19 protein-coding genes are annotated in these 24,231 nt (G+C 39.8%); 16 read left to right on the plus strand and 3 right to left on the minus strand.

Translation table 11 applies throughout. The features are described 5' to 3' along the window. Positions 1 to 6 precede the first annotated feature (6 nt). Positions 7 to 1,410: an MBL fold metallo-hydrolase gene (locus IPP32_17370; protein MBL0049855.1), complete on the minus strand. Its 1,404-nt coding sequence runs from the start codon at positions 1,408 to 1,410 to the stop codon at positions 7 to 9. A gap of 155 nt (positions 1,411 to 1,565) precedes the next feature. Between IPP32_17370 and IPP32_17375 the strand changes: the two genes are divergently transcribed. Genes IPP32_17375 through IPP32_17385 form a run of 3 tightly spaced genes read left to right on the plus strand, consistent with a single transcriptional unit; the run spans position 1,566 to position 3,576 of the window. Beyond that, positions 1,566 to 2,105, plus strand: a complete 540-nt coding sequence (locus tag IPP32_17375) for a glutathione peroxidase (protein MBL0049856.1) — start codon at positions 1,566 to 1,568, stop codon at positions 2,103 to 2,105. 14 nt (positions 2,106 to 2,119) lie between these two features. Further along, entirely contained in the window at positions 2,120 to 2,836 is a 717-nt protein-coding gene (bshB1, locus tag IPP32_17380) for a bacillithiol biosynthesis deacetylase BshB1 (protein ID MBL0049857.1), read from the plus strand. Positions 2,837 to 2,865: 29 nt separating this feature from the next. After that, a complete protein-coding gene (locus tag IPP32_17385) occupies positions 2,866 to 3,576 on the plus strand; it encodes a 16S rRNA (uracil(1498)-N(3))-methyltransferase (GenBank protein ID MBL0049858.1) in 711 nt (236 codons plus the stop codon). Between the two features lie 185 nt (positions 3,577 to 3,761). On the opposite strand, the gene IPP32_17390 is transcribed toward IPP32_17385, so the two are convergent. Next, positions 3,762 to 4,619, minus strand: coding sequence for an esterase family protein (locus tag IPP32_17390; GenBank protein ID MBL0049859.1), 858 nt, complete (start codon positions 4,617 to 4,619; stop codon positions 3,762 to 3,764). A gap of 321 nt (positions 4,620 to 4,940) precedes the next feature. Between IPP32_17390 and IPP32_17395 the strand changes: the two genes are divergently transcribed. Together IPP32_17395 and IPP32_17400 are read left to right on the plus strand one after the other, a co-directional pair. Continuing rightward, a complete protein-coding gene (locus tag IPP32_17395; GenBank protein ID MBL0049860.1) occupies positions 4,941 to 6,509 on the plus strand; it encodes a gliding motility-associated C-terminal domain-containing protein in 1,569 nt (522 codons plus the stop codon). 109 nt (positions 6,510 to 6,618) lie between these two features. Beyond that, on the plus strand, positions 6,619 to 10,761 hold the full coding sequence (locus tag IPP32_17400) for a T9SS type A sorting domain-containing protein (protein MBL0049861.1): 4,143 nt from the start codon (positions 6,619 to 6,621) through the stop codon (positions 10,759 to 10,761). Between the two features lie 2 nt (positions 10,762 to 10,763). On the opposite strand, the gene ychF is transcribed toward IPP32_17400, so the two are convergent. Next, positions 10,764 to 11,864 carry a redox-regulated ATPase YchF gene (gene ychF / locus IPP32_17405; GenBank protein ID MBL0049862.1) on the minus strand — a complete coding sequence of 367 codons (1,101 nt, stop codon included), beginning with the start codon at positions 11,862 to 11,864 and terminating at the stop codon, positions 10,764 to 10,766. 162 nt (positions 11,865 to 12,026) lie between these two features. On the opposite strand from ychF, the gene IPP32_17410 reads away from it, so the two are divergent. From IPP32_17410 to IPP32_17460, 11 genes are all read left to right on the plus strand, one after another. After that, positions 12,027 to 12,887 carry a transketolase gene (locus IPP32_17410; GenBank protein MBL0049863.1) on the plus strand — a complete coding sequence of 287 codons (861 nt, stop codon included), beginning with the start codon at positions 12,027 to 12,029 and terminating at the stop codon, positions 12,885 to 12,887. Between the two features lie 97 nt (positions 12,888 to 12,984). Further along, positions 12,985 to 14,370 (plus strand): magnesium transporter, encoded by a 1,386-nt coding sequence (gene mgtE, locus IPP32_17415; GenBank protein ID MBL0049864.1) that lies wholly within the window; start codon positions 12,985 to 12,987, stop codon positions 14,368 to 14,370. 374 nt (positions 14,371 to 14,744) lie between these two features. Next, positions 14,745 to 16,133 (plus strand): VWA domain-containing protein, encoded by a 1,389-nt coding sequence (locus tag IPP32_17420; GenBank protein MBL0049865.1) that lies wholly within the window; start codon positions 14,745 to 14,747, stop codon positions 16,131 to 16,133. Between the two features lie 18 nt (positions 16,134 to 16,151). Continuing rightward, on the plus strand, positions 16,152 to 17,105 hold the full coding sequence (locus IPP32_17425; GenBank protein ID MBL0049866.1) for a transketolase family protein: 954 nt from the start codon (positions 16,152 to 16,154) through the stop codon (positions 17,103 to 17,105). A gap of 118 nt (positions 17,106 to 17,223) precedes the next feature. Next, positions 17,224 to 18,360, plus strand: coding sequence for a cysteine desulfurase (locus IPP32_17430; protein MBL0049867.1), 1,137 nt, complete (start codon positions 17,224 to 17,226; stop codon positions 18,358 to 18,360). Between the two features lie 2 nt (positions 18,361 to 18,362). Continuing rightward, positions 18,363 to 18,887, plus strand: coding sequence for a hypothetical protein (locus IPP32_17435; protein ID MBL0049868.1), 525 nt, complete (start codon positions 18,363 to 18,365; stop codon positions 18,885 to 18,887). A gap of 127 nt (positions 18,888 to 19,014) precedes the next feature. Then, complete coding sequence (gene mqnE / locus IPP32_17440) at positions 19,015 to 20,181, plus strand: aminofutalosine synthase MqnE (protein MBL0049869.1); 1,167 nt, start codon at positions 19,015 to 19,017, stop codon at positions 20,179 to 20,181. A 9-nt stretch (positions 20,182 to 20,190) separates the two neighbouring features. Further along, positions 20,191 to 20,604, plus strand: coding sequence for a tRNA (adenosine(37)-N6)-threonylcarbamoyltransferase complex ATPase subunit type 1 TsaE (gene tsaE, locus IPP32_17445; GenBank protein MBL0049870.1), 414 nt, complete (start codon positions 20,191 to 20,193; stop codon positions 20,602 to 20,604). A 616-nt stretch (positions 20,605 to 21,220) separates the two neighbouring features. Then, the gene (locus IPP32_17450; GenBank protein ID MBL0049871.1) at positions 21,221 to 22,441 is read left to right on the plus strand and encodes an alanine dehydrogenase; all 1,221 of its coding nucleotides are present in this window, start codon (positions 21,221 to 21,223) and stop codon (positions 22,439 to 22,441) included. A 76-nt stretch (positions 22,442 to 22,517) separates the two neighbouring features. Further along, entirely contained in the window at positions 22,518 to 22,919 is a 402-nt protein-coding gene (locus tag IPP32_17455) for a DUF4258 domain-containing protein (GenBank protein MBL0049872.1), read from the plus strand. 231 nt (positions 22,920 to 23,150) lie between these two features. Beyond that, the gene (locus IPP32_17460; protein MBL0049873.1) at positions 23,151 to 24,164 is read left to right on the plus strand and encodes a hypothetical protein; all 1,014 of its coding nucleotides are present in this window, start codon (positions 23,151 to 23,153) and stop codon (positions 24,162 to 24,164) included. The last annotated feature ends 67 nt before the right edge of the window (positions 24,165 to 24,231 follow it).

Below are 24,231 nucleotides of genomic sequence, written 5' to 3' on the forward strand. Positions count from 1 at the left end.
AAATCATTAAACCAGTTCTGCAACGTATCCTCTTTCGGGAATGCTTACTTTAGCATAGCCTTCCTTAATTAACTTATCACGGTAAACTTGTTGCGTTTCATATTCTCCATGCACCAAAAAAATTTCTTTCACCTGGGATTTATCTTGGCAACTCAAATAATTAATCATTTCAGTATAATCGCCGTGTGCCGAGTAGGAATCCATTATTTCGACACCAGCATTTAAGGGATAATCTTCGCCATAAATATGCACAAATTTATCCTTGTTGCGAATGCGCGCTCCTAAAGAGTTTGGCTCACAATATCCCACAACCAAAATGGTATTTTTGGGATTGCTCACATTGTTGGCAAGATGGTGTTTTATCCGCCCTGCTTCCATCATTCCGGAGGCTGAAATAATGATACAGGGTTCATCCAAATTATTTAATGTCTTGCTCACAGACGCATCTTGAATATACGTCAAACGATTAAAGCCAAATGGATCAGCATCAGTTTTAATGTATTCGAGTAATTCCGAATTAAAGCATTCAGTATGCTTTCGCATGATGTCGGTTGCGCTCACGGATAAAGGGCTATCTACATACACATTAATTTTCGGTAGCAAGCCTTTGTTTTCCATTTTATCCAATGCGAAGACCAATTCTTGCGTGCGGCCTAAACTAAATGCGGGAATAATGAGTTTTCCTTTCTTCTTCACACAAGTATCCATTACCACACTCAATAATTTTTCCTCGGTGTCTTTCATGTCTTGATGCAAGCGGTCGCCGTAGGTGGATTCTGTTACAATATAATCGGCCTGCGGAAATGCTTCCGGATTTTTTAGCAACTGACTATTTGCTCTTCCAATGTCGCCTGTAAAACAAAAACGGGTTTGCTTCTCGCCTTCGGTAACTTTTAGATTTACACAACCGCTGCCAAGAATGTGGCCTATAAAGGTAAAACTGAGTTCCACACCCTCACAAACATTTACCGTTGTATTATAATCAACTCCCTGCATCAGAAGCAGGGTATCAATCACATCTGTTGAATCGTAAAGTGGCTTCAAGGGTTTTTCCCCCTTCTTTATTCTTCTCTTATTTAAAAAACGTAAATCATTTTCTTGAATGTGCGCCGTATCTGCCAACATAATTTTACATAAATCTTTGCTAGCATAGGTGCAAAATATTTTTCCTTTAAATCCATTTTTTACCCAATAGGGAATTAAGCCCGAATGATCGATGTGCGCATGCGACAATATTAAATAATCAATATCCCAGGGGTTAAAATCAAAAGCACGATTCAGCCCTTCTCCCGGTTGACCTAGCCCCTGATACATTCCGCAATCCAATAATATTTTGGTTCCATTATCGAGAATCACTAAGTGTTTGCTACCGGTTACAGTGCGCGCTGCGCCACTAAATTGAATTTTCATATCCTACAATTTGAGTTTCAAAAGTAAGAGAAATAAATGGGCTCTCACTAAAAGAATTAAGGTAGTTTAATCCATGCGCTAAATCACTTGATATGTTTTACCTTCGTAAAAAAATAATCCACAACAAATTTAGCCTTAAGGCAAAATAAAAATATATGAAAAAATTATTCTTCGCACTACTGCTTACCATTGGGATGAGCGCAGCCCAAGCACAAACTCAAAATTTATACGCTTTTAAAGTTAATGACATTGATGGAAAAGAATTTGATTTAGCTACCTTAAAAGGTAAAAAAGTATTGATTGTAAATACTGCTTCCAAATGCGGCAATACCCCTCAATACGATGCACTTGAAAAACTCTATAAAAAATTTGGTAGTGAGAAATTTGTCATCCTCGGATTTCCCGCCAACAATTTTATGCGACAGGAACCCGGCTCTAATGCAGAAATAAAAGCATTTTGCACCAAAAATTATGGTGTCACTTTTCCCATGATGGAAAAAATTTCGGTGAAAGGTTCGGATATGCACCCCCTGTATAAATGGCTTACCTCAAAAGAACTTAATGGTAAAGAAGATTATGTAGTGGGCTGGAATTTCAGTAAATTTTTAATTGATGCAGATGGAAATGTAGTGGGTCATGTTTCGCCTTCCACTGCGCCCGATTGCGAAGAAATTTTGAATTGGTTAAATCAATAATCTCATTTAGTTTTATGAAACTCGATATTCTAGCGATTGGCGCCCATCCCGATGATGTAGAACTTTCTTGTGCAGGTACTATACTTAATCATATTGCATTAAAACAAAAGGTTGGAATACTCGATTTAACTAGAGGGGAATTAGGTACCCGCGGGTCAGCAGAATTGCGTGCACAAGAGGCTTCTCACGCAGCTCAAATTTTAGGTGTGCACTTGCGTGAAAACTTAACTATGCCGGATGGCTTTTTTTACAACAGCCCCGAAAACCAATTGTTACTCATTAAAAAAATTAGAGCTTATCAACCCGATATTATATTGTGTAATGCCGTTTACGACCGTCATCCCGACCACGCTAAAGGAGCTAACTTGGTTTCGGATGCTTGTTTTTATTCAGGTTTGATAAAGATCGAAACTGAAGAAGCCGGCAAAAAGCAAAAGGCTTGGCGACCAAAATTTGTGTATCACTATATTCAAGACCGATACATAAAACCCGATTTTATTGTGGACATCAGCGCACAAATCGAAAAAAAAATGGAAGCCATTTTGGCTTTTAGTTCTCAATTTTTTGATCCCAAGTCTAAGGAACCACAAACACCCATTTCATCCAAACAATTTATCGACGGTATTCGAAATCGTTCCGCCGAAATGGGCCGCATTATTGGTGTGGACTATGGCGAAGGTTTTACCTATGAGCGCATCGCCGGTGTGCAAAATCTGAATCAGCTTATTTAATTCCCGAAAGATTTTTTAGCTATACTATCATGCACCTTTCCTACACGCCAACTATTTCAGATGCAACACTCGTGCTGAGTGAAGAAGAATCGAAGCACTGCATTAATGTATTGCGGATGAAAGAAAATGATGAACTAATTTTGGTGGATGGTATTGGCGGATATTATAAAGCAAAAATCACGCAAGCGCATTCCAAAAAATGCGAAGTGAATATTGTGGAAACACAAAAGGATTTTCAAAAAAGAAATTTTAGCCTGCACATTGCCTGTGCGCCCACAAAAAGTTCCGATCGGTTTGAATGGTTTCTTGAAAAAGCAACTGAAATAGGCTTGGATAAAATTACTCCTCTTCAGTGTGAGCATTCGGAACGCACTGTTGTGAAACCGGAACGTTTACTAAAAGTACTTATCGCTGCCATGAAGCAATCGCTTAAAGCTTATTTGCCGGTATTGGAAGAAACGCTTTCGTTTAAAAAATTAGTAGAACAAACTAAAACTTTCGAAGGACAAAAATTTATTGCACACTGCTATCCCGGCGAAAAAAAACGCTTAGCGGAAGTGTATGAAAAAAATAAAAATGTGCTTGTTCTCATCGGACCGGAAGGAGATTTTAGCAAAGCTGAAATTGAGCTGACCCTTTCAAATGGATTTGAAGCAGTGAGTTTATCCAATAGCCGTTTGCGCACCGAAACTGCTGCCTTGGTCGCCTGTCATACTGTAAATTTGATAAATGAAGTTTAGATCTTAATGCATTTAACCTACGCGGTGCGAAGGAGACACTGAGATCGCAGAGTCGCTTTTAATAAAAACCTATTCTCTCCGCGCTCTTTGCGCCTTCTCTGCGAATTTGACGGTTAAAATAAGTTACTCCCATTTGAACAGTCTTACCTTATAAGCAAGGAAAAAAACACGCGCAAAAAATAAGTTTAATTCTTCTTAAAGGTCCATTCCAAAAAATCCGGTAGCGCTTCGCCCCATGTTTGTTGGTTGTGCTCACCACCCGCAATTTCGAGGTAGCGAATATGGTGATCCATCACATATCCCTTTTCGAGTAATTCCTTTATCAAGTCAAGTGTATCGTCAATCGAATCGATTACTCCATTTTTATTTCTATCCTTGGTTTCGTCATTGGTGCCGGTTTGAAACCAAAACTTCATACTTGGTCTTGGCTCGCTTTCGCGGATGATGGCATGCATAATGCGATCGGCATCGGTATATCCCTTTTCTAACGCGCGCTTTCTCCACCACAAGGAACCGCTAAATACGCCCACTTTCGAAAATAACTCCGGATTGGCCCAACCAATATCCAAAGCAGAAAGTCCACCCAACGAAAAGCCTGCAAATGCAGTATGTTCAGCTCCGGCTAAGGTAGTATACCGAGAATTTATGTAAGGCATTAATTCTTTAGTTATAAAATCGGAATACTTACCGGCAAGGCTTCCGCGCTTCGCAAAATCAGGACTCGATACAGTACCATACTCTTGCACCCGAGCAGCGCCACAATGCACAGCCACCACAATTATTTTTTTTATGCGTTGTTGAAAATATAATTCTTCGAGGGTTTGTTCGAGCTTAATGCTGGCCATATCCTGCCCATCGTTAAAATAAAGCACCGGATAGTGTTCCTTTTCGGAGAAATAATCAGGAGGTAAAAAAATATCCATCTCCACCTTACGGGCCAAATGCACCGATCTAAAATTTCGCTTGCGCTCAGCAATAACCGAATCCTGATTTAAATACCTGTGAATTCTCGCACGAAGCGCCAAATTAAAACTTACCGACATAGCTTATTTTTACCTTTCTAACGCAAAAGTAAAATTAGAGTTATGCGAATGTTAGTGAATAGGTAATATGTTATTAACTAGTTACGAACTAATTAATTATAACTCATTAAATAACAAGGGATTAGCCACATAGTTAAAGTGCACATTAGCAATTTATAATTTCAAAATCCACTTCAAGCTAAAAAAGAAGGTATTAAAAGTGCATTTACCAACAGGATTACTGTTAACAACTATCGATTAGCACACTAAGCTATTCATTCATAAACCTTAATTTTGTGAAATTAGGTTTTTTGCACAGTATAAATAAACACGCAATAAAGTATGATTTTAAAAGCAGTTGTTTCCTCCATAAAGATTTCCACCGCCTTACTCTTCCTATCACTATCAGTTGCTGCGCAGCCTAAACTGGTAATTAATGAGCTTTCTCAAGGAGGTCAAAACCCGGCTGTGGAATATGTTGAATTGTTGGTAGTTGGAACAAACACCTGCACCGGCTCTACAGCAGATTTGCGGAATTGGATTATCGACGATAATAATGGAACCTTTGCTTCGGGTGCAGGGAATGGTATTGCGGCGGGATGTGTTCGTCTTAAAAACATTGCTTTTTGGCAAAATATTAAAATTGGTACACTTATTTTAATTTATGACGATGGCTCAACCTCTACCAATCCTTTAATTCCTGCGAACGATTTAAATGCCAACGACGGGAACTGCCGTTTGGTTATTCCCTACAGCAACACAACGTTGTTGGAAAGACATGCTACCCAACCCGGAATTTCGAATCAAAATTTTCCATCTACAGCAACTGCTTTTACTTCCACAAATGGTTGGTCGGCAGTTATCGGAATGCGGAATGATGGTGATGCTTTTCAAACACGTAATCCATCCAATTACAGTATTCCTGCACATGCGGTTAGCTGGGGCGATAACTCCAATTTTAACCCTAAAATATTTTTTTCCGGGGATGCCAACAAGAGAGTTTTTAATATGAAAAATGTGGTAAGTGATGATCCCACACTTCAAGCCAATTGGACGAGCGACTCAACACTTAACGGCGAAACACCCGGTGTTGGTAACAATGCTGCCAATATTGCATGGATAAACAGCTTAAACAATAACTGCCAACCTTTTACTGGCGCCAACTTAACGATTACAGCCTCCTCTGTAGCAAGTTCTTTTTGCATAGGCGATACGGTAACACTTACTTCCTCCATTACAAATGGAAATTCCTGGTCAACCGGTGATACTGGCACAAGTATTCAAGTTATTGCAACTGCAAATATTACGCTTAACAATCCCAATGCATGTAACCCGGCAAGTAAGAACCTCAGCTTTGGTAGCACAGTTGCCGGTTTTGATGCAGATACCCTTTCGGGAGATGCGCCTTTAACAGTGAATTTTGCCAACACCAGTCAGGCTAATGCAGTGAACCTTAGCTGGAATTTTGGGGATAGCACCAGTGTAAACGATTCTCTCACACCAACGCATATATACAATATCGCGGGAACCTATACCGTAATTTTAACTGCCAAAAATGCCACCGGATGCAGCGATACGGCAGTAAGAATAATTACTGTAACACAGCCGGTTATAGCGATAGATACGCTGCCCGCTAATCATTTCGAGATACCAAACGTATTTACACCAAATGGAGATGGAGTAAATGACCTGTTTTCGATTGTGTCAAATAGTGTAGAAACCTTTAGCGGCTTGATTTTTGACCGTTGGGGAAACAAGGTACACGAATGGTCAAATATTAATGAAGGATGGAACGGTAGAACACCATCCGGAAAACAAGTTACTGAAGGCGTGTTTTTTTATGTGCTAAACGTAACTTTTATGGATGGATCAAGTATAACACCTTCAGGAACAATTACCCTCATAAAGTAAAACAAGAAATTAAAAACCTAGCTTAATTTAGTCTAATTTAACATTCAATTCAGCTATATTTTTAGTAACTTTGTAGAACTTTTTGGGGATTTTGCGAAAGAAGTTCTAAATGAAAAAACACACACTCATACTCTTCTTTGTTCTGCTTGCTTCTCACTTAAGTGCGCAGATATCTATTACCACCTTAGGTACGCCTTACCTTGAGGATTTTAATAGCCTTGGAAATAACGCCATTACTACTGTTCCTTCCGGATGGAAATTCGGAACTGGTGCGTCACCTACTTATGCCAATGTGAGCAATTACACAGCAACCAGCGAAGCAGCCGGAACCACCGGTGGAAATGTTATAACTCAATCTTCGAATGGCGGAACCTATAATTTTGGAAACGGACAAAATGGTACAAGCACCGATAGAGCCATTGGATTTATAGCATCAGCAGGTTACTCTGGTCAACGCCACATTATGTTGCAAATGATTAACAACACCTGCAGCACCATCAGTCAATTGGATGTTACTTTTAAATATGAAAAATACCGTAACGGGGTACTCAGTTACGACTGGAATTTATTTGGTAGTACCAATGGAACCACATGGACTGCCATTGCAAGTGGGGATAAAAATTATCCTGCAGATGGCGAAAACATTACCGTTCACAATCCTCCTTTATCCAACTCAACAACAGTTAGCATAACCGGATTAAACGTTACCGGTGCTGCGAGCTACTATTTGCGCTGGACATACAGAGATGCATCTCTAACTTACCAGAATGCAATGGCACTTGGGATAGATGATTTTAGTGTAACCGCTTCCGGCTCAGCTTGTATTGCGCCTGCCATTCCAACGGTTCAAGCTTCTGCACTTAGCATTTCAGCAATTAATTCCAGCTCTATGACTTTAAATTGGGCTAGAGGTAATGGTTCACGATGCTTGGTAATTGCGAGACAAGGAAGTGCAGTAGCTACCAATCCAACACTCGGAACCTCTTATGCCGACAACTCTATATTTGGCTTGGGAAATGCCATAGGCGCCGGATTTGCCGTGTATGTGGGCTATGGAACTTCAGTAACTGTTACCGGACTAAATCCAAGCACACAGTATTATTTCAAAGTGTACGAATTTAATAGCAATTGTACTTGTGCCGCCTACATTACCGGAGGTAGTGCGCCGGTTGCTAATGCTACAACTTGTGTAGCAACACCAACTGTGCAATCATCTGCTTTAAGCTTTTCCGCCATTAGTGCCTCTCAAATGCAGCTGGATTGGGTGCGGGGAAATGGAGTCAATTGTATTGTAGTTGCAAAGGCAGGCAGTGCCGTTACAACCGCTCCCGTTTTTGGCAACAGTTATACAGCCAATGCCGCTTTTGGCACAGGGTCCACAACCGCTGCCGGAGAATATGTTGTTTATTCGGGTAGCGCAAATACAGTTACGGTTACAAGTCTTTCGTTTAACACAAATTACTATTATGCGGTATACGAATTTAGTGGAAGCGGTGCCTGCACAAATTACTATACAGTTGCACCACTTACCGGAAATGCTGCCACACTTTGCACCGAACCGACCACACAAGTTGCCTTTGCCAGTTATTCAGCTGCCAGTGCTACCATAGTGCTTAACCTAACACCAGGAAATGGAAGTAAACGAATTATTGTAGGGAGCACAACAGCCATTACCGCAGCTGAATTACCCATAGATGGTTCAAGCTACAGTGCAAGCAGTAATTTTGGTTCAGGATCTGCAATAGGCGCAGGATTTGTATTGCTTAATAGTACCGGAAACTCCGTAACGGTAAGTGGTTTATCTCCATCTACCATATACTATTTTGCATCTTTTGAATATTGTTCTGCCGCTGACGATTACTTAACAAGTGTGTATCCTACTCAAACCATTGTTACCACTCCAGGTTGTGGCTCTCCTACCATTGCAGCAACAGGCATAAATTTCACCAGCATTTTGGATGTTTCCATGACCATTAATTGGACCAATGGTGATGCCACAAACAGACTTGTTGTCGTAAGCACATTGCCAATTAATGGCAGCGATGTTCCAACAAACGGTAGTGTATATACTGCCAATACATTGTTTGGAAGCGGCTCCATGATTGGTTCCTCCTTTGTAGTTTATGCTGGTACAGGCAGCTCTGTGAATATTACGGGGCTCACTGGAAACACCAATTATTACACTGCTGTTTTTGAGTTTAACAGTTGCCCTGCAACCAATTACCTCACCTCCATTTATCCCACTGATTTCGAGACCAGCAGTTGCGCTGCATCCAGTTTTGCATTTCAAGGTTTTGAAACTGCAGGCATGACTTGGGCGGGTACTTTTAGCAGCTCATCAACTACCGGAGGTAGCGATACTCCTGCTAACCAACGCATTTTAACCGGAACAAAATCGTTTCAAAATGCAGGTGTATCCGGTACAATAACTTTAAATGCTGTACCAACAACCGCCTACGTAAATAAAAAAATAACTATTCGCGTTTCCTCAACGGGTGTAACTGGTGGACAAGGTATGGATGCAGCCGACAATATTAAATTCTTTGTCGCACTTAATGGCGCTGCTTTTGCGGGAACACCCGACATCAAACTTTCTGGTGGTGCAAACGCAATTTGGCCTTATTCTGCTAATTTAACAGCCAGCACTATTGTTGGTACTTCCATCAGTATAGCCGCACCTCAAGGTGGATTAAGTAACAATAACTTTTCTACTATAATACTTTACATTCCTGACGGAGCCACACAAGTTGCATTAAAAATTATTGCAACAAGCGATAGTCCTAATGAGGTGTGGAATATTGATGATATTAACTTAAGCGGTTGTCCTGGTAGTACTGCAGTTGTTCCTACACAATTTTCGTTCACCAATATGCCCAAAGGCTGTTTTATTCCGAATCAAAATTTAATGCTTGCGGTGAGTGCTACCAATGGGAACAATGAAATCGACGACACCTATACAGGTACTGTTACATTAACCGTAACCAATGGTCCGGGAAATTTAACAGGTACTTTAAGTGCAGTAGCAGTTTCAGGGGTTGCTGTTTTTAATGCCTTTGCTTTGGATTTGGACGGAACGTACAATTTAACAGCTAGTGATGGAACCATTAGTGGTCTTTCTTCAGATATTATTATTTCGGCTGCTTGTGCTACGGTTTGTGCTAAAATAAAATCCCTATTTGTAGATGCTTGTATCAGTGGCTCCGAAGGCCGTGAGGAATTTTTTACCTTTATTACCGGCAGCGATCCATTGCCATTAAGTCAACTCAAAATTAAATTTCCGAATGGTTCTACCTATTGCAATTCAGGCTGTGCCACTCAAATTTGGAAAACAAATGCTGCCCGTGTTGCACAATACAATACCACAGCAGGCTGTGCCGGACTATTTGTGGAAGCCAATCCTATTCCGGCAAACGCACAAGTAATTGTGTTTACCGGAGCTAATCCAAGCTATTCATTTAACTTCTCAGCAGAGTGCGGAACCGGACCAATATATGCCGTTTTTGCTAATAACTCTAGCCCTACAGGCCGATTTGCCAATTACCATCCAAGCTGCACCACCCGAACATTAGAAGCAACCTTTGGAACCTGCACCGATCAAGCTTCTTATGAGCGCTGTTTATTAAATCCGGGGGATGGTGCTTTTGTGGATTACGACTTTGGAACTACCCTTTATAAAAGCGAAGGCTGTACCCCGATTACTGCTCTTCCTATTGAACTATCAAGCTTTACCGCTGAATTAAAAGGGGCTGCTGTAGCTGTAAATTGGTCGACCGCATCCGAAATAAACAACAATTATTTTACCGTTTTACGCTCAGGAGATGCGGTAAACTTTGAAGAACTAAAACGTATTAAAGGTGCTGGAAATAGCTCTAATACGCTATCTTACGAGATAGTAGACAACTCACCAATGAACGGTATGAATTATTATCAATTAAAACAAACCGATTTTGATGGCACTACCAGCCTTAGCGATATTGTTGCGGTTAAAGTAAGTGGCAAATCAATTGCCTTTGAACAATTGTTGCAAAATATAGAGGCTAACACCCTAGAGGCAAGGATACAAAGTGCGCAAAACGAAAATGTGCTAATCGAAATTTATGATATTTCGGGACGCGTTATTTTTTCAAAAGAAATAGTAAGCAATGAAGATAAAACAAGTATCAGCCTATCCACTGCCCCTTATTCAAAAGGAATTTACTTACTTAAAGCCAGCAATGGTCTGGAATCGGTGGTAAGAAAACTTAAGTTTTAGATTTACACGTTAAATCTGAAGTGCATAATATCGCCATCTTCTACCAAGTATTCCTTCCCTTCAATACCAAGCTTTCCGGCATCTTTGCAAGCGCTTTCTGAACCATATTTAATATAATCCTGGTATTTAATTACCTCTGCGCGGATAAATCCTTTTTCAAAATCGGTATGAATTACTCCGGCAGCTTGCGGTGCTGTCATCCCTTTGGTTATGGTCCAAGCACGTACTTCTTTTACTCCTGCGGTAAAATAGGTATACAAATCAAGTAGTTTGTAAGCTGCTTTAATTAGCTTGTTTACACCGGGTTCTTCCAATCCAATATCCTTCAAAAAACTTTGACGGTCGTCATAACTTTCGAGCGCTGCAATTTCGGCTTCCATCGCTGCAGTAATAATAATTACTTCGGCATCTTCATCTTTAATGGCCTCTTTAACAGCATCCACATGCTTGTTTCCATTAATTACAGAACCTTCGTCCACATTGCATACATACAAAATTGGCTTTTGCGTAAGCAACATTAAATCCTCAATGTATTTTTTATCCTCCTTAATAACAGGGGCTGAGCGAGCGGATTTACCTTGCTCGATATGTGCTTTGTAAACATTAAGCACATCGTAGCATTTCTTTGCATCCTTGTCAGCTCCCACCTTTGCTATCTTTTCGTACTTCTGAATTTTTTTATCGATGGCTTCCAAGTCCTTTATTTGCAATTCAAAATCAATGGTTTCCTTGTCTCGCACCGGATTTATAGAACCGTCCACATGCACCACATTAGGATCATCGAAGCAGCGCAAAACGTGAATAATAGCATTGGTTTCGCGGATATTGGCTAAAAACTTATTTCCTAATCCTTCGCCCTTGCTCGCTCCTTTTACCAATCCGGCAATGTCCACAATTTCCACTGTAGTGGGAAGCACACGCTCCGGTTTCACTAACTCCTCCAATTTTAATAGGCGTTCATCCGGAACAGTTATCACACCCACATTTGGCTCAATGGTGCAAAATGGAAAGTTCGCTGCTTGCGCTTTCGCGTTCGATAAACAATTGAATAGGGTTGATTTTCCAACATTCGGTAATCCCACAATCCCACATTGTAATGCCATAGTCTGCTTTTTTATTTTTTACGGGCTGCAAATGTAATTTTTTAAAAGTGAATTTTAGTGAATAAAATGTTGAAAGATTCGCATTTTTTTAGGCGCTATTTTTAAACGCAAGGCGAAATCCCTCAATAAAAAAAGATACTTTTGGCACACAAAAATTAAGCTATGCCAACAATTACTGATTTAGAAAAAATTGCCTCTCAAGTGCGCAGAGACATTGTTCGTGAAGTTCATGCCGTAAATTCGGGTCACCCCGGAGGTTCATTGGGTTGTACCGATTTTTTAGTAGCCCTATATTTTGAAGTATTGAAACACAGTCCTGTTCCATTTGATATGGACGGAAAAAACCAAGATTTGTTCTTTCTTTCCAATGGACATATTTCACCTGTTTTTTATAGTGTTTTGGCTCGTTCGGGTTATTTTGATGTGAAAGAACTCAGCACTTTCAGAAAATTAAATTCTCGCCTGCAAGGGCATCCTACCACGCATGAAGGCTTGCCGGGCGTGCGCATGAGCAGTGGTTCGCTAGGCCAAGGATTGAGCGTTGCTATTGGTGCCGCGCTTGCTAAAAAATTAAATGGCGATGCCCAACTGGTTTTTACCCTACATGGGGATGGCGAATTGCAGGAAGGACAAGTGTGGGAAGCCATGATGTACGCCGCCGCTAAAAAAGTAGATAATCTCATTTCAACAGTGGATGTGAACGGGCAGCAAATTGACGGCTCAACCAATGCAGTGCTTTCGTTGGGTGATTTAAAAGCCAAATGGCTGGCATTCGGTTGGGAAGTGTTAGAAATGAATGGCAATAAAATGAGCGAAGTGGTAGCCACTTTGCAACGCGCCAAAACCATGACCGGAAAAGGAAAACCGGTGGTGATTTTGATGAAAACGGAAATGGGCTTTGGTGTTGATTTTATGATGGGCTCACACAAATGGCACGGTGTTGCACCTAATGACGAACAGCTAAAAGCTGCATTGGCGCAGCTTCCGGAAACTTTGGGGATTATTGATTGGTTGATTAGCTGATTAGCTGATTTGAGGATTAGCCGATTAGCTGATTAGCGTTGATTAATTAAGGTTGTTTGTTTTGTTGGCTGGATTGAAATAGTTTTGAAATGTTTTTATGAGTTTGAACGAAGAAATAGTAAAACCAAATATTAGGGAACTGCTGGAGGCGCACGATGGGGTGGCTTTGGAAGTTGCGCTAAATTCGCTCTTGCCGGATGAATTGGTTGCTATTATCAACGATTCAAATGAAAGCGACCGGTTACATATTTTTAATTTACTCGCTCCAAAATTAGCTGCAGATACCTTTGAATTTTTGGATTTATCGGAACAGGAAGAAATACTGAAAGCCTTGCCGAATTTCAAAAAAGCCAGTATCCTAAATGAAATTTCACCTGATGACCGCACCAAATTTTTAGAAGAATTACCCAGTGAGGCGGTTAAAGAATTATTGAAATTATTGTCCCCTGAGGAACGCACAGTTACACTTTCCTTATTGGGTTATCCCGAACACAGCGTGGGTCGATTGATGACTCCCGATTACATTGCGGTGAAGCAGCATTGGACAGTTGAAAAAGTATTGACCTACATCCGCAAAAGAGGAAAATATACCGAGACAGTAAACATTGTTTACATCATCGACGACAACGGAAAACTCATTGACGACATTCGCATACAAGAGTTTTTATTTGTTTCGCCGGAGAAGAAGGTGAGTGAGTTGATGGACAATAAATTTATTGCCCTAAGCGTTAATAATGATGAAGAAAGTGCCATTGTAGAGTTCCGGAAAAACGATCGTGTGGCGCTGCCTGTAACGGATGTGGAAGGTATTTTGCTGGGAATTGTTACCATTGATGACGTCCTCACCTTAGCGCAAGAAGAAGATACCGAAGATATCCACAAAATGGGGGGTACCGAGGCTTTGGAAGAACCTTATATTGAAACCCCATTGATGATGTTGGTGCGTAAGCGCGCTATTTGGTTAATTGTATTATTCATCGGAGAAATGCTTACTGCCACTGCTATGGCCTTCTTTCAAGGTGAAATTGAAAAAGCAGTTGTATTGGCCTTGTTTATTCCTTTAATTATTTCGAGTGGTGGAAATTCGGGTTCCCAAGCAGCAACATTAATTATTCGTGCTATGGCATTGGGTGAAATCACCATAAAAGATTGGTGGCGAGTGTTACGTAGAGAGCTTTTGTCAGGTTTAATGTTGGGTGGGATTTTAGGTTTGATTGGATTTATAAGAATTGCTGTTTGGTTTAGTATAACCGGAGCCTACGGGCCACATTGGTTTCCGCTTGGCCTAACTGTAGGTTGTTCATTGGTTGGAGTTGTAATGTGGGGAACAATATCGGGTTCAATGTTACCCATTTTTTTAAAAAAAGTAGGATTTGACCCTGCAGTATCTTCTGCACCATTTGTGGCAACATTAGTGGATGTTACCGGACTATTAATCTATTTTAGTTGGGCGTATATTTTTTTAAAGGGAACGTTACTATAGATGTGGTGATTAGCTGATTAGCTAATTGTTGATTTGTTGATTTATAAAGTTATTGAATTGTTTAAGACTTATGTCCTCCTGAGCGGAGTCGAAGGGGGGTTTTTGAGATAGTAAATTTACCATGTCCTCCTGAGCGGAGTCGAAGGGGGGTTTTTGAGATAGTAAATTTACCATGTCCTCCTGAGCGGAGTCGAAGGAGAGTTATTGAGATACTAACTTTAGCATGTCATCCTGAGCGGAGTCGAAGGGGGGTTATTGAGTTAATAGGTTTTTGAGATAGTAAATTTACCATGTCCTCCTGAGCGGAGTCGAAGGAGAATTGTTGAATAAAAGAAAAATTGATTTTGAAAATAAAACTGAATACAATTTTTACAATGAATAGAGGAGTTGCCTTTTTTGCAATCCTGCTTCTTAATTCCTTATTCCTAAATCCTTCGATTGCCCAACCTCGTCCTAAAAAAGAAATTCCGCTTACGCGTATTCTTTTTGTTTTTGATTGCTCTTTAAGTATGGTGGGAAAATGGGAAAGTGCTACCAAAATGGATGTATCAAAAAGAATCTTAATGCAAACCATGGACAGCCTTCAAAAGCTCGATAATGTGGAGGTGGCTCTACGCATGTATGGCCATCAATCGCCGCTTCAGCCAGAGCGCAATTGCAAAGACACCAAATTGGAAGTTCCTTTTTCGAAAAATAATTTTGCACAAATAAAAAATAAAATAAAACTCGCTCAACCTAAAGGTACAACACCTATTGCATATTCATTAGAGCAGTCGGGTGCTGATTTTCCGACCTGTGCCGATTGCCGTAATATTATCATTTTAATTACCGATGGAGAAGAAGAATGCGAAGGCGACCCTTGTGCTGTTTCGGCTGCTTTGCAAGCTAAGGGAATTGTGTTAAAACCATTTGTGATTGGAATTGGACTCGATGATAATTTTGCTAAAACCTTTGAATGCATCGGTAAATATTTTGATGCTACCAACGAAAAATCATTTCAATATGCCATGGGCATTATTATTTCGCAGGCTTTAAACTCTACCACTGCTCAGGTAAACTTGTTAGACATCAGCGGTAAACCCACCGAAACCAATGTGAACATGACTTTTTACGACATGCATACAGGTCAAATAAAATACAATTACATCCATACCATCAACAACAAAGGCAACCCGGATACCTTACCCTTAGACCCTTTACCTACCTATAAAATGATTGTGCATACGGTTCCTCCGGTTCAAAAAGACAGCATCGAACTAATTCCCGGAAAGCACACCATCATCGCGCTTGACGCCCCACAAGGTTATTTAAATTTAAAAACGGCTGGCATTAACGACTATAAATCGCTTCAATTTATTGTGCGCAAAAAAGGAGAAATGGCTACACTAACCGTGCAGGATGCTAGCAAAACAGAAAAGTATTTAGTCGGAAAATATGATTTGGAAGTACTCACTTTACCACGCATGCTTATTAGCGATGTAGACGTATCCCAAAGTAAAACTACCAGTGTGCAAATTCCCCAACCCGGTATTGCCAACATCTTGATGAGTGGCGCAGGATATGGAAGTTTATATGTGGAAGAAAAAAATAAACTAAAATGGATTTACAACATTCCCGAAAACTCCACGCGAGAAACATTGGTGCTTTTGCCGGGTAATTATCGACTGGTATATCGCCCTAAAAGCGCCAAGGAAAGTATTTATACCATTGAAAGAGAATTTAAAATTGAGTCGGGAAGTTCGGCTTCTGTTAAAGCTTTTTAAAAATAGAAATTACAACATATGAAAAAATACACTTACACCGAGAAAAAAGACACCCGTTCAGGGTTTGGCGCAGGTTTGCATGAATTAGGAAAAAGCAATCCAAAAGTAGTAGCCTTGTGTGCCGACTTAACCGGCTCTTTAAAAATGGATGCTTTTGCAAAAGATTTTCCGGAGCGTTTCTTTCAGGTAGGAATTGCAGAGGCTAACATGATGGGCATGGCAGCAGGTATGACCATTGGCGATAAAATTCCATTTACAGGAACCTTTGCTAATTTTAGCACCGGCAGAGTATATGACCAGATTCGCCAATCGATTGCCTACTCCGATAAAAATGTAAAAATTTGTGCTTCACATGCCGGATTAACCTTAGGAGAAGATGGTGCCACCCACCAAATATTGGAAGACTTGGGGATGATGAAAATGTTACCAAATATGGTGGTCATAAATCCTTGTGATTACAATCAAACCAAAGCAGCTACAATTGCCATTGCCGAGCATCACGGTCCGGTTTACTTGCGTTTTGGACGCCCAACCGTTCCTGTTTTTACACCAGCCGATCAAAAATTTGAAATCGGAAAAGCAGTGATGCTAAATGAAGGAACTGACGTAAGTATTTTTTGCACCGGTCACTTGGTGTGGAAAGCCATTGAAGCCGGAGAGCAATTGGAAGCCTTAGGAATAAATGCTGAAATAATTAACATTCACACCATAAAACCACTGGATATTGAAGCCGTTTTAAAATCGGTTCGAAAAACAAAATGCGTGGTAACAGCTGAAGAGCATCAATTAAATGGTGGCTTAGGCGACAGCATTGCGCAATTGCTTTGCAGAGAATTACCGAGCCCCATGGAAATGGTAGGCGTAAACGATAGTTTTGGTGAAAGTGGAACGCCGGATGAACTGATGGTGAAATATGGATTGGATGCAAAAAATATTGTAACAGCGGTTCAAAAAGTAATTAGTAGAAAATAAATCAATACTGTGTAAAGCTTGTAATTACTGCATTTTAAGTAATTGTCATACACAAATTACAAGCCCAAATTATTTCCTTAATTTTGCAGGAAAACTTGAAAATAATCAATTCAAAAAAATGAAAGTTTATTTAGATAATGCAGCTACCACTTCCATCGATCCGGAAGTAATTGAAGCCATGTTGCCGGTGATGCAGCACCAATTTGGAAATCCCTCTTCGATTCATTCCTTTGGCCGACAAACTCGCGCTGCACTCGAAACTGCGCGTAAAAGTGTTGCCAAATTATTGAACACTTCACCTTCTGAAATATTTTTCACATCCGGCGGAACCGAAGCAGATAACATGGCCATTCATGGGAGCATTTATGATTTAGGAATTGCCCATGCAATCACTTCCAAAATTGAACACCATGCTGTTTTACACACACTCGAATCGTTAGAAAAACTAGGCAAGATAAAATTGAGTTTTGTAAACATCGACTCAAAAGGGGTGGTGGATTTAACCCATTTAGAAGAACTTTTAAAAACGAATCCGCGCACCTTTGTTTCCTTGATGGAAGCAAATAACGAAATAGGAAACTTACTTCCTTTAAAAGAAGTGGGAGAATTGTGTGAAAAGTACGATGCTATTTTTCATTCGGATACCGTGCAAACAATGGGGCATTATGTACACGATTTACAAGCTATAAAAATACACTTCATTACTTGTGCAGCCCATAAATTTCATGGCCCAAAAGGTGTTGGCTTTTTGTATGTAAATTCTAAGATTAAGATTAATCCTTTAATACATGGAGGCTCACAAGAGCGCAACATGCGTGGGGGAACCGAAAATGTGCATGGAATTATTGGGCTAGCTAAAGCACTCGAAATTGCTTATCGCGATATGGCTGCGCACCAAAAGCACATTCAAGAAATTAAGAGTTATATGATTAACAAGTTGGAACAAGAAATTCCGGGCGTTTCATTTAATGGTACCGCCAAAAACAATTCCTTGTACACGGTGTTAAATGTTCACTTCCCACCTACCGAAAATGCTGAAATGCTGCTTTTTAATTTAGATATAATGGGCATTGCAGTATCAGGAGGCAGTGCTTGCACTTCCGGCAGTAATCAGGGATCGCATGTGTTGCGTGGGTTGGGTGTGGATCAAAATCGCCCTTCGATTCGCTTTTCATTTTGTAAGAACACCACTAAAGAAGAAATCGATTACACGGTAGAAAAATTAAAAGAAATGTTTTTAGTTAAAGTAAATTAAGGATGAAAAAGAAAGACGCTACAGCAGAAGTTCCGGAGTTAAAAAAATATTTTGACAAGGAAAATTACAGCACCATCATTGTTGGAAAAGAAGAAGAACAGGAGGAAACCGTTAAGGATAAAATTGCAGCGGTGATGCAACTTTTGAGCAGCAAAGAAACTAAAGAACTGAAACACGACACACTCAAGATTTTAAAAGAGCAAAATGGTTTGGACATGCTTTTAAAAGCCATCACCAAAGCCAAAAATCCTATCATAAAGCAAAATCTTGTAGCCGCCTGTTGGGAATCCGGTCTGGATTGTTCAAAGCACCTCAGTTATTTTGTAGACATTGCCCTAGCGGGAGATTTGAATATGTGTATTGAAGCTATGACCGTAGTGGAAGAAATGCCGGGACCTTTTGATTTAGATGAATTAAAAAGCAATATCACTAAGGTGGAGGAAGGGATGAAAACCTTTGGGAAAGAGGACAAGGGCGCGCTATTGGATCAATTGCTAAATATACTACAAACATTTGCGCAAGTTTAAATTTATTTTTCTCTGTAAAAAAAAAGAGCTGAACAGAATTGATTCAGCTCTTTTTTTTGATTTGAAACAAGACAAAAATCATAGTAAAAAGCATTAATCTTCGTACTTTCGTGGTTTCAATAACAATATGAAAAAAACTACTATAATAGACCTAATCAACACCACAACTATTGATACACGACTTAAGCAAATTGCTGAAAAAGTAATAGCAGGCGAGCGCGTTTCATTTGAAGATGGACTAGTGCTTTACGAAAAAGGGGAACTTGGATTTCTAGGCACTTTGGCAAATTATATCCGCGAAAAGAAACATGGAGATTATACTTATTTCAACCGCAATTTTCATATTGAGCCTACCAATATTTGTGTGTTTGATTGTAAATTTTGCTCTTATTCGCGCCTGTTGAAAAACAAAAACGAAGGCTGGGAATTGAGTGAAGATGAAATTTTAGATTTGGTTAGAAAATATGATGGAAAACCGATCACAGAAGTGCATATTGTAGGCGGTGTGCATCCCAAAATGGGCTTGCATTATTTTGCCGGATTAATAAAAAAAGTAAAAGAAATCCGTCCTGATATTCATGTAAAAGCCTTTACAGCCGTGGAGTTGGATTATATGTGCAAAAAAGCAAAAGTATCTTATGAAGAAGGCTTGCGCATCTTAAAAGAGCATGGTCAGGGTTCTTTACCCGGTGGTGGTGCTGAAATTTTTGACGAGCAAATTCGGGCACAAATTGCCGGAGATAAATGTACCTCGGCAGAATGGCTCGAAATGCATGAAACGGCTCATAAATTAGGATTGCCTTCGAACGCAACAATGTTGTATGGGCATGTTGAATCCTATGCGCATCGCGTGGATCACATGGAACGCTTGCGAAAATTGCAAGATAAAACAGGTGGATTTAATACGTTTATTCCATTAAAGTTTCGTAACAAAGACAATCAAATGTCGCACTTAGCTGAAGTTTCGGTGGTGGAAGACTTAAGGAATTATGCCATTTCCCGCATTTACCTCGACAATTTTGCGCACCTAAAAGCCTATTGGCCAATGATAGGAAGAACTACCGCTCAGCTTTCGCTTTCCTTTGGAGTGGACGACATTGATGGCACTATTGACGATTCCACAAAAATATACACCATGGCCGGTTCCGAAGAGCAAAATCCTGCTTTAACAACGCCGCAATTGGTGGAATTGATAAAACAAGTAAAGCGTCACCCGATTGAACGCGATACGCTTTATAATGTGGTGACAGATTACTTGAATGTTGATTTTAGCAAAGAAGAAGCATACGCTTGATTCCCTTTTATGACAATCCTCATCCACTCACTTACCGGTATTAATGCTTCAGCAGCGCAGTTTCTAAATGCTATTGGCGATAAAAAGGTAATTGCTTTTAGTGGTGAGATGGGTGCCGGAAAAACTACATTTATTAAAGCGGTGTGTAAAGCCTTGGGCGTTTTGGATGTGGCTTCCAGCCCTACTTTTTCTTTGGTGAATGAATACCTCAACCCTGCCGGCGAGCGCATTTATCATTTCGATTTTTATCGCATCAACAAAGAGAGCGAAGCACTAGACATGGGCTGTGAGGAATATTTTTATAGTGGCAACTATTGCTTTATCGAATGGCCGGAGAAAATAGCTTCTTTACTTCCGGATGCAACTTTGCACGTTGAGATAAAGATTAAGGGCGATTCACGTGAAATCCATTTTATTGCCTGATGAAGATTATGTGCAACTTGGCAAATTAAGAGGGAACGCACCAATCTAGCATCACATTTCGTGTGATACTTTTTGTTAATTATCTTTACTTAAATCTTATAGCCCAATCCTACATGAAACCTATTTTCCTATGATTCTATGTGTTTCAAAAAAAATATTCTTATAAAATAAAACACATAGGCACATAGGCCAATCCTATATGAAACCTATTTTACCTATGATCCAATGTGTTTCAAAAAAAACTTCCTTAAAAAAAAACACATAGGCACATAGGCCAATCCTATATGAAACCTATGCTTCCTATGATCCTATGTGTTTCAAAAAAATATTCACATAAAATAAAACACATAGGCACATAGGCCAATCCTACATGAAACCTATGTTAACTATGATCCTATGTGTTTCAAAAAAAACTTCCTTAAAAAAAACACAAAGGCACATAGACCAATCCTATATGAAACCAATGTTTACTATGATCCTATGTGTTGCAAAAAAATATCCTCTTCAAAAAACAGTTTGATATACTTACATTATGAGCACCCATTAATTCAATCGAAAAAAATATTGCTTTCCCTTCATTTTAATTTTAAATTTGTGTAACGATTCCTATAAAATTATGATAACATCAAAAGATGTGTTATTGAGCCTTCAAAAGCAAGGTGGATTGATGCCTCAGGAGGAAATGCTGGAAGTAGGGCGAAAGAAAGGTCAGCTCTTTATTGGAATTCCCAAAGAAATTTCGTTTCAGGAAAACCGCATTGCACTTGTGCCGGATGCGGTGGCTTTATTGGTAAATAATGGGCACCATATCGTGATTGAAACGAATGCCGGTAAAGCAGCTCATTTTGAAGATAAAGATTACAGCGAAGCTGGAGCGCAAATTGTGAGCAGTCCGGAAGAAGTATATAAAGCCGATATCATTTTAAAAGTAGCTCCTCCCTCTCCTGCCGAAATTGAAATGATGCAGCGCAAGCAAACCTTGATTTCGGCTTTACAATTTGCAGTGCAGCCCGCTAATTATGTGAAGCAACTGATAGATAAAAAAGTAACCGCCATAGCCTACGACTACATCAAAGACCGCGATGGAATTTATCCTATTATTCGCGCCATGAGCGAAATTGCCGGTAACACCTCCATTTTGATTGCAGCCGAATATTTGAGCAATTTAAGTATAGGACAAGGTTCTATGTTTGGAGGAATAACAGGCGTATCCCCTACCGATGTAGTGATTTTAGGAGCAGGAACCGTTGGAGAATTTGCCACCCGAGCTGCGCTTGGATTGGGTGCATCCGTTAAAATTTTCGACAACTCAGTATATCGCTTGCGACGTTTACAAAGCGATTTGGGTATGCGTGTGTTTACTTCTTTACTTCAACCCAAAGTAGTAAGCAAAGCACTAAAAACCGCCGATGTTGTAATTGGTGCCATTCGAGCCCCGCACGGACGGACTCCTTGTGTAGTGAGCGAAGAGATGGTAATGGAGATGAAATACGGAGCTGTCCTTATCGACATCAGTATAGACCAAGGAGGAGTTTTTGAAACATCCGAGATAACCAATCATACACATCCTGTATTCCGCAAACATGGAGTAATTCATTACTGTGTTCCCAATATTGCATCCCGCGTTTCGCGCACTGCATCGTATGCCTTGAGCAATATATTTGCACCTATTTTATTGAATATTGGCGAAGAAGGCGGTATTGATAACATGCTTCGAAGAGATAGCGGTGTGCGTCATGGTGTATACGTGTATAGCGGAATTCTTACCAATCGCTTTTTGGGCGAAACCTATCACTTGCCATATAAAGATATTGATTTATTGATGGCCGTGATTTAATCCACCTTGATGCTGATAATTCTATTATTTTCTAAATCAAATACGCTTTTGTAGTGTTGCAATACTTAATTCTATTATGACCACTTCCCGACGAATAAGACTCTTTATAATTGGTGTGCTATTGGGTAGCATCATCATGTATTTTTTTGTTTTTAAAAATCGCAATGTATACAAATCACCAAGCGAAGTTATTCATGGAAAGTTGCAAAGTCAGCATCTTGAATACAGCAAGCATGCACAATGTCGCATGAAATGCCGCAACATCAGCGAAAGCGAAGTGAAAGAAATTTTAATGAAAGGCGAGGTGAATTACACTAAAAGCCAAGTACATGATAAACCTTGCCCCTCTTATGCCTTAGAAGGCAAAACTTCGGACGGTCAGAATGTTCGAATTGTTTTTGCTGAATGTGATAGCGTTACCAAAGTTATTACTGCAATTGATTTGGGATTGGAGAATGATTCCTGCGCCTGCGAATAACTAAAGTTTATTCCAAATAAGATTCAAGCGCGGCGCTCTCCGCAACTTCTCTGCGCACCCTTCGGTTAAATCATTTCTTCAAAAAGTATTTCTTTAATTTAATAACACAAGCACATCCTAAAAAAACTCAAGAAATAATTATTGATACAATCTAAACATGAAATACACCTCCAAAAAAAATATTTTTTACTCATTTAAACCAATAAACTTTTCAGTTGTCTGAATAGAACTATGTGGCATTTCCAAACAGGGATTTTAGTGTTTTTCCTTGCACTATCCATTTATACAAAGGCGCAGCAAGCAAGGCTATTTAAACCTTCCTTGGCTTTACATTATACGTATGTTCCGGAAAGTAAACTTCAGGATTCTGCAGGATCTTATTCAAAGCAAAGCGGTCAGCTCAGTTTTTTTATTCCCATTTACAATCATATTATTTTAGGAGATTCCACGCACAAATCTTCTTACTTCCAGCTGATGACAAATGGCTCAGCAGCTTGGAGCAGTGCAGATTTATCGAACGTAATGCAACAGCAACATCTACTTGGTGCATCGCTTGGTTTAAGTGCATTTTTGGTAAAAAACAGAAAAAACATTTTTTCCTTGTCTGTTAGTTCAATGAGTCGAAATGATAACTATACCTTGGGTACTCCCGAAATTCGTTATGCCGGACTTGCACAATACCGTAGAAATGTGAGTAAGGGATTTTCGTTTCATATGGGATTGGGCTACTCCTATTTTATTGGTCGTGGTATTTTGTTTCCTGCACTGGGAATGAGTTTCAAAACAGGAAAACGAAGTCGCATGATTATTAATTTTCCGAGTCGCATATCTTTTGTGCAACGGATTGGTAACAAAGTTCGCCTTACTGCTTATTTAAAACCGCAGGGTGGATTTAATTACATTTCAAATCGAAGTGAATACAGCCAATTTCCGAAGGCATTTTATTTTCGGCAAAGAGAAAATCATATAGGAATAACTACGAACATCAAGCTTAGCAATAGCTTTACCACAAGTGCTGACATCGGGTATGCTTTCCGCAGAAGCATCCGCCTAAGCGAAGGCCTGCAAAAAAACTCAAGTACCTTTTATAAAAGTGGAATTAATAATGGCGCCTATATAGGTGTCGGACTTAAATATATTTTTGGTTCTCCAAAGCGCGATAAGGAAAAAGAAATTATTGGGAATGATTCCGAAAAGGAAGAGCTATTGAGTGATCCTGATTTTTATGATATTATTTCGGAGTAAAGGGATACACGATATTGCCCTTAAAACAATAAATAATTCAATTGATAGTGGTGTAATTAAGAATGCT

The sequence above is a fragment of the Bacteroidota bacterium genome, assembly GCA_016721765.1.
Classification (GTDB): Bacteria; Bacteroidota; Bacteroidia; order UBA4408; family UBA4408; genus UBA4408.

Bases quoted from the DNA above. Each gene is read 5' to 3' on its own strand.
- IPP32_17370 (MBL0049855.1), bottom strand. From the start codon at position 1,410: ATGAAAATTCAATTTAGTGGCGCAGCGCGCACTGTAACCGGTAGCAAA.
- IPP32_17375 (MBL0049856.1), top strand. From the start codon at position 1,566: ATGAAAAAATTATTCTTCGCACTACTGCTTACCATTGGGATGAGCGCA.
- bshB1 (MBL0049857.1), top strand. From the start codon at position 2,120: ATGAAACTCGATATTCTAGCGATTGGCGCCCATCCCGATGATGTAGAA.
- IPP32_17385 (MBL0049858.1), top strand. From the start codon at position 2,866: ATGCACCTTTCCTACACGCCAACTATTTCAGATGCAACACTCGTGCTG.
- IPP32_17390 (MBL0049859.1), bottom strand. From the start codon at position 4,619: ATGTCGGTAAGTTTTAATTTGGCGCTTCGTGCGAGAATTCACAGGTAT.
- IPP32_17395 (MBL0049860.1), top strand. From the start codon at position 4,941: ATGATTTTAAAAGCAGTTGTTTCCTCCATAAAGATTTCCACCGCCTTA.
- IPP32_17400 (MBL0049861.1), top strand. From the start codon at position 6,619: ATGAAAAAACACACACTCATACTCTTCTTTGTTCTGCTTGCTTCTCAC.
- ychF (MBL0049862.1), bottom strand. From the start codon at position 11,864: ATGGCATTACAATGTGGGATTGTGGGATTACCGAATGTTGGAAAATCA.
- IPP32_17410 (MBL0049863.1), top strand. From the start codon at position 12,027: ATGCCAACAATTACTGATTTAGAAAAAATTGCCTCTCAAGTGCGCAGA.
- mgtE (MBL0049864.1), top strand. From the start codon at position 12,985: ATGAGTTTGAACGAAGAAATAGTAAAACCAAATATTAGGGAACTGCTG.
- IPP32_17420 (MBL0049865.1), top strand. From the start codon at position 14,745: ATGAATAGAGGAGTTGCCTTTTTTGCAATCCTGCTTCTTAATTCCTTA.
- IPP32_17425 (MBL0049866.1), top strand. From the start codon at position 16,152: ATGAAAAAATACACTTACACCGAGAAAAAAGACACCCGTTCAGGGTTT.
- IPP32_17430 (MBL0049867.1), top strand. From the start codon at position 17,224: ATGAAAGTTTATTTAGATAATGCAGCTACCACTTCCATCGATCCGGAA.
- IPP32_17435 (MBL0049868.1), top strand. From the start codon at position 18,363: ATGAAAAAGAAAGACGCTACAGCAGAAGTTCCGGAGTTAAAAAAATAT.
- mqnE (MBL0049869.1), top strand. From the start codon at position 19,015: ATGAAAAAAACTACTATAATAGACCTAATCAACACCACAACTATTGAT.
- tsaE (MBL0049870.1), top strand. From the start codon at position 20,191: ATGACAATCCTCATCCACTCACTTACCGGTATTAATGCTTCAGCAGCG.
- IPP32_17450 (MBL0049871.1), top strand. From the start codon at position 21,221: ATGATAACATCAAAAGATGTGTTATTGAGCCTTCAAAAGCAAGGTGGA.
- IPP32_17455 (MBL0049872.1), top strand. From the start codon at position 22,518: ATGACCACTTCCCGACGAATAAGACTCTTTATAATTGGTGTGCTATTG.
- IPP32_17460 (MBL0049873.1), top strand. From the start codon at position 23,151: ATGTGGCATTTCCAAACAGGGATTTTAGTGTTTTTCCTTGCACTATCC.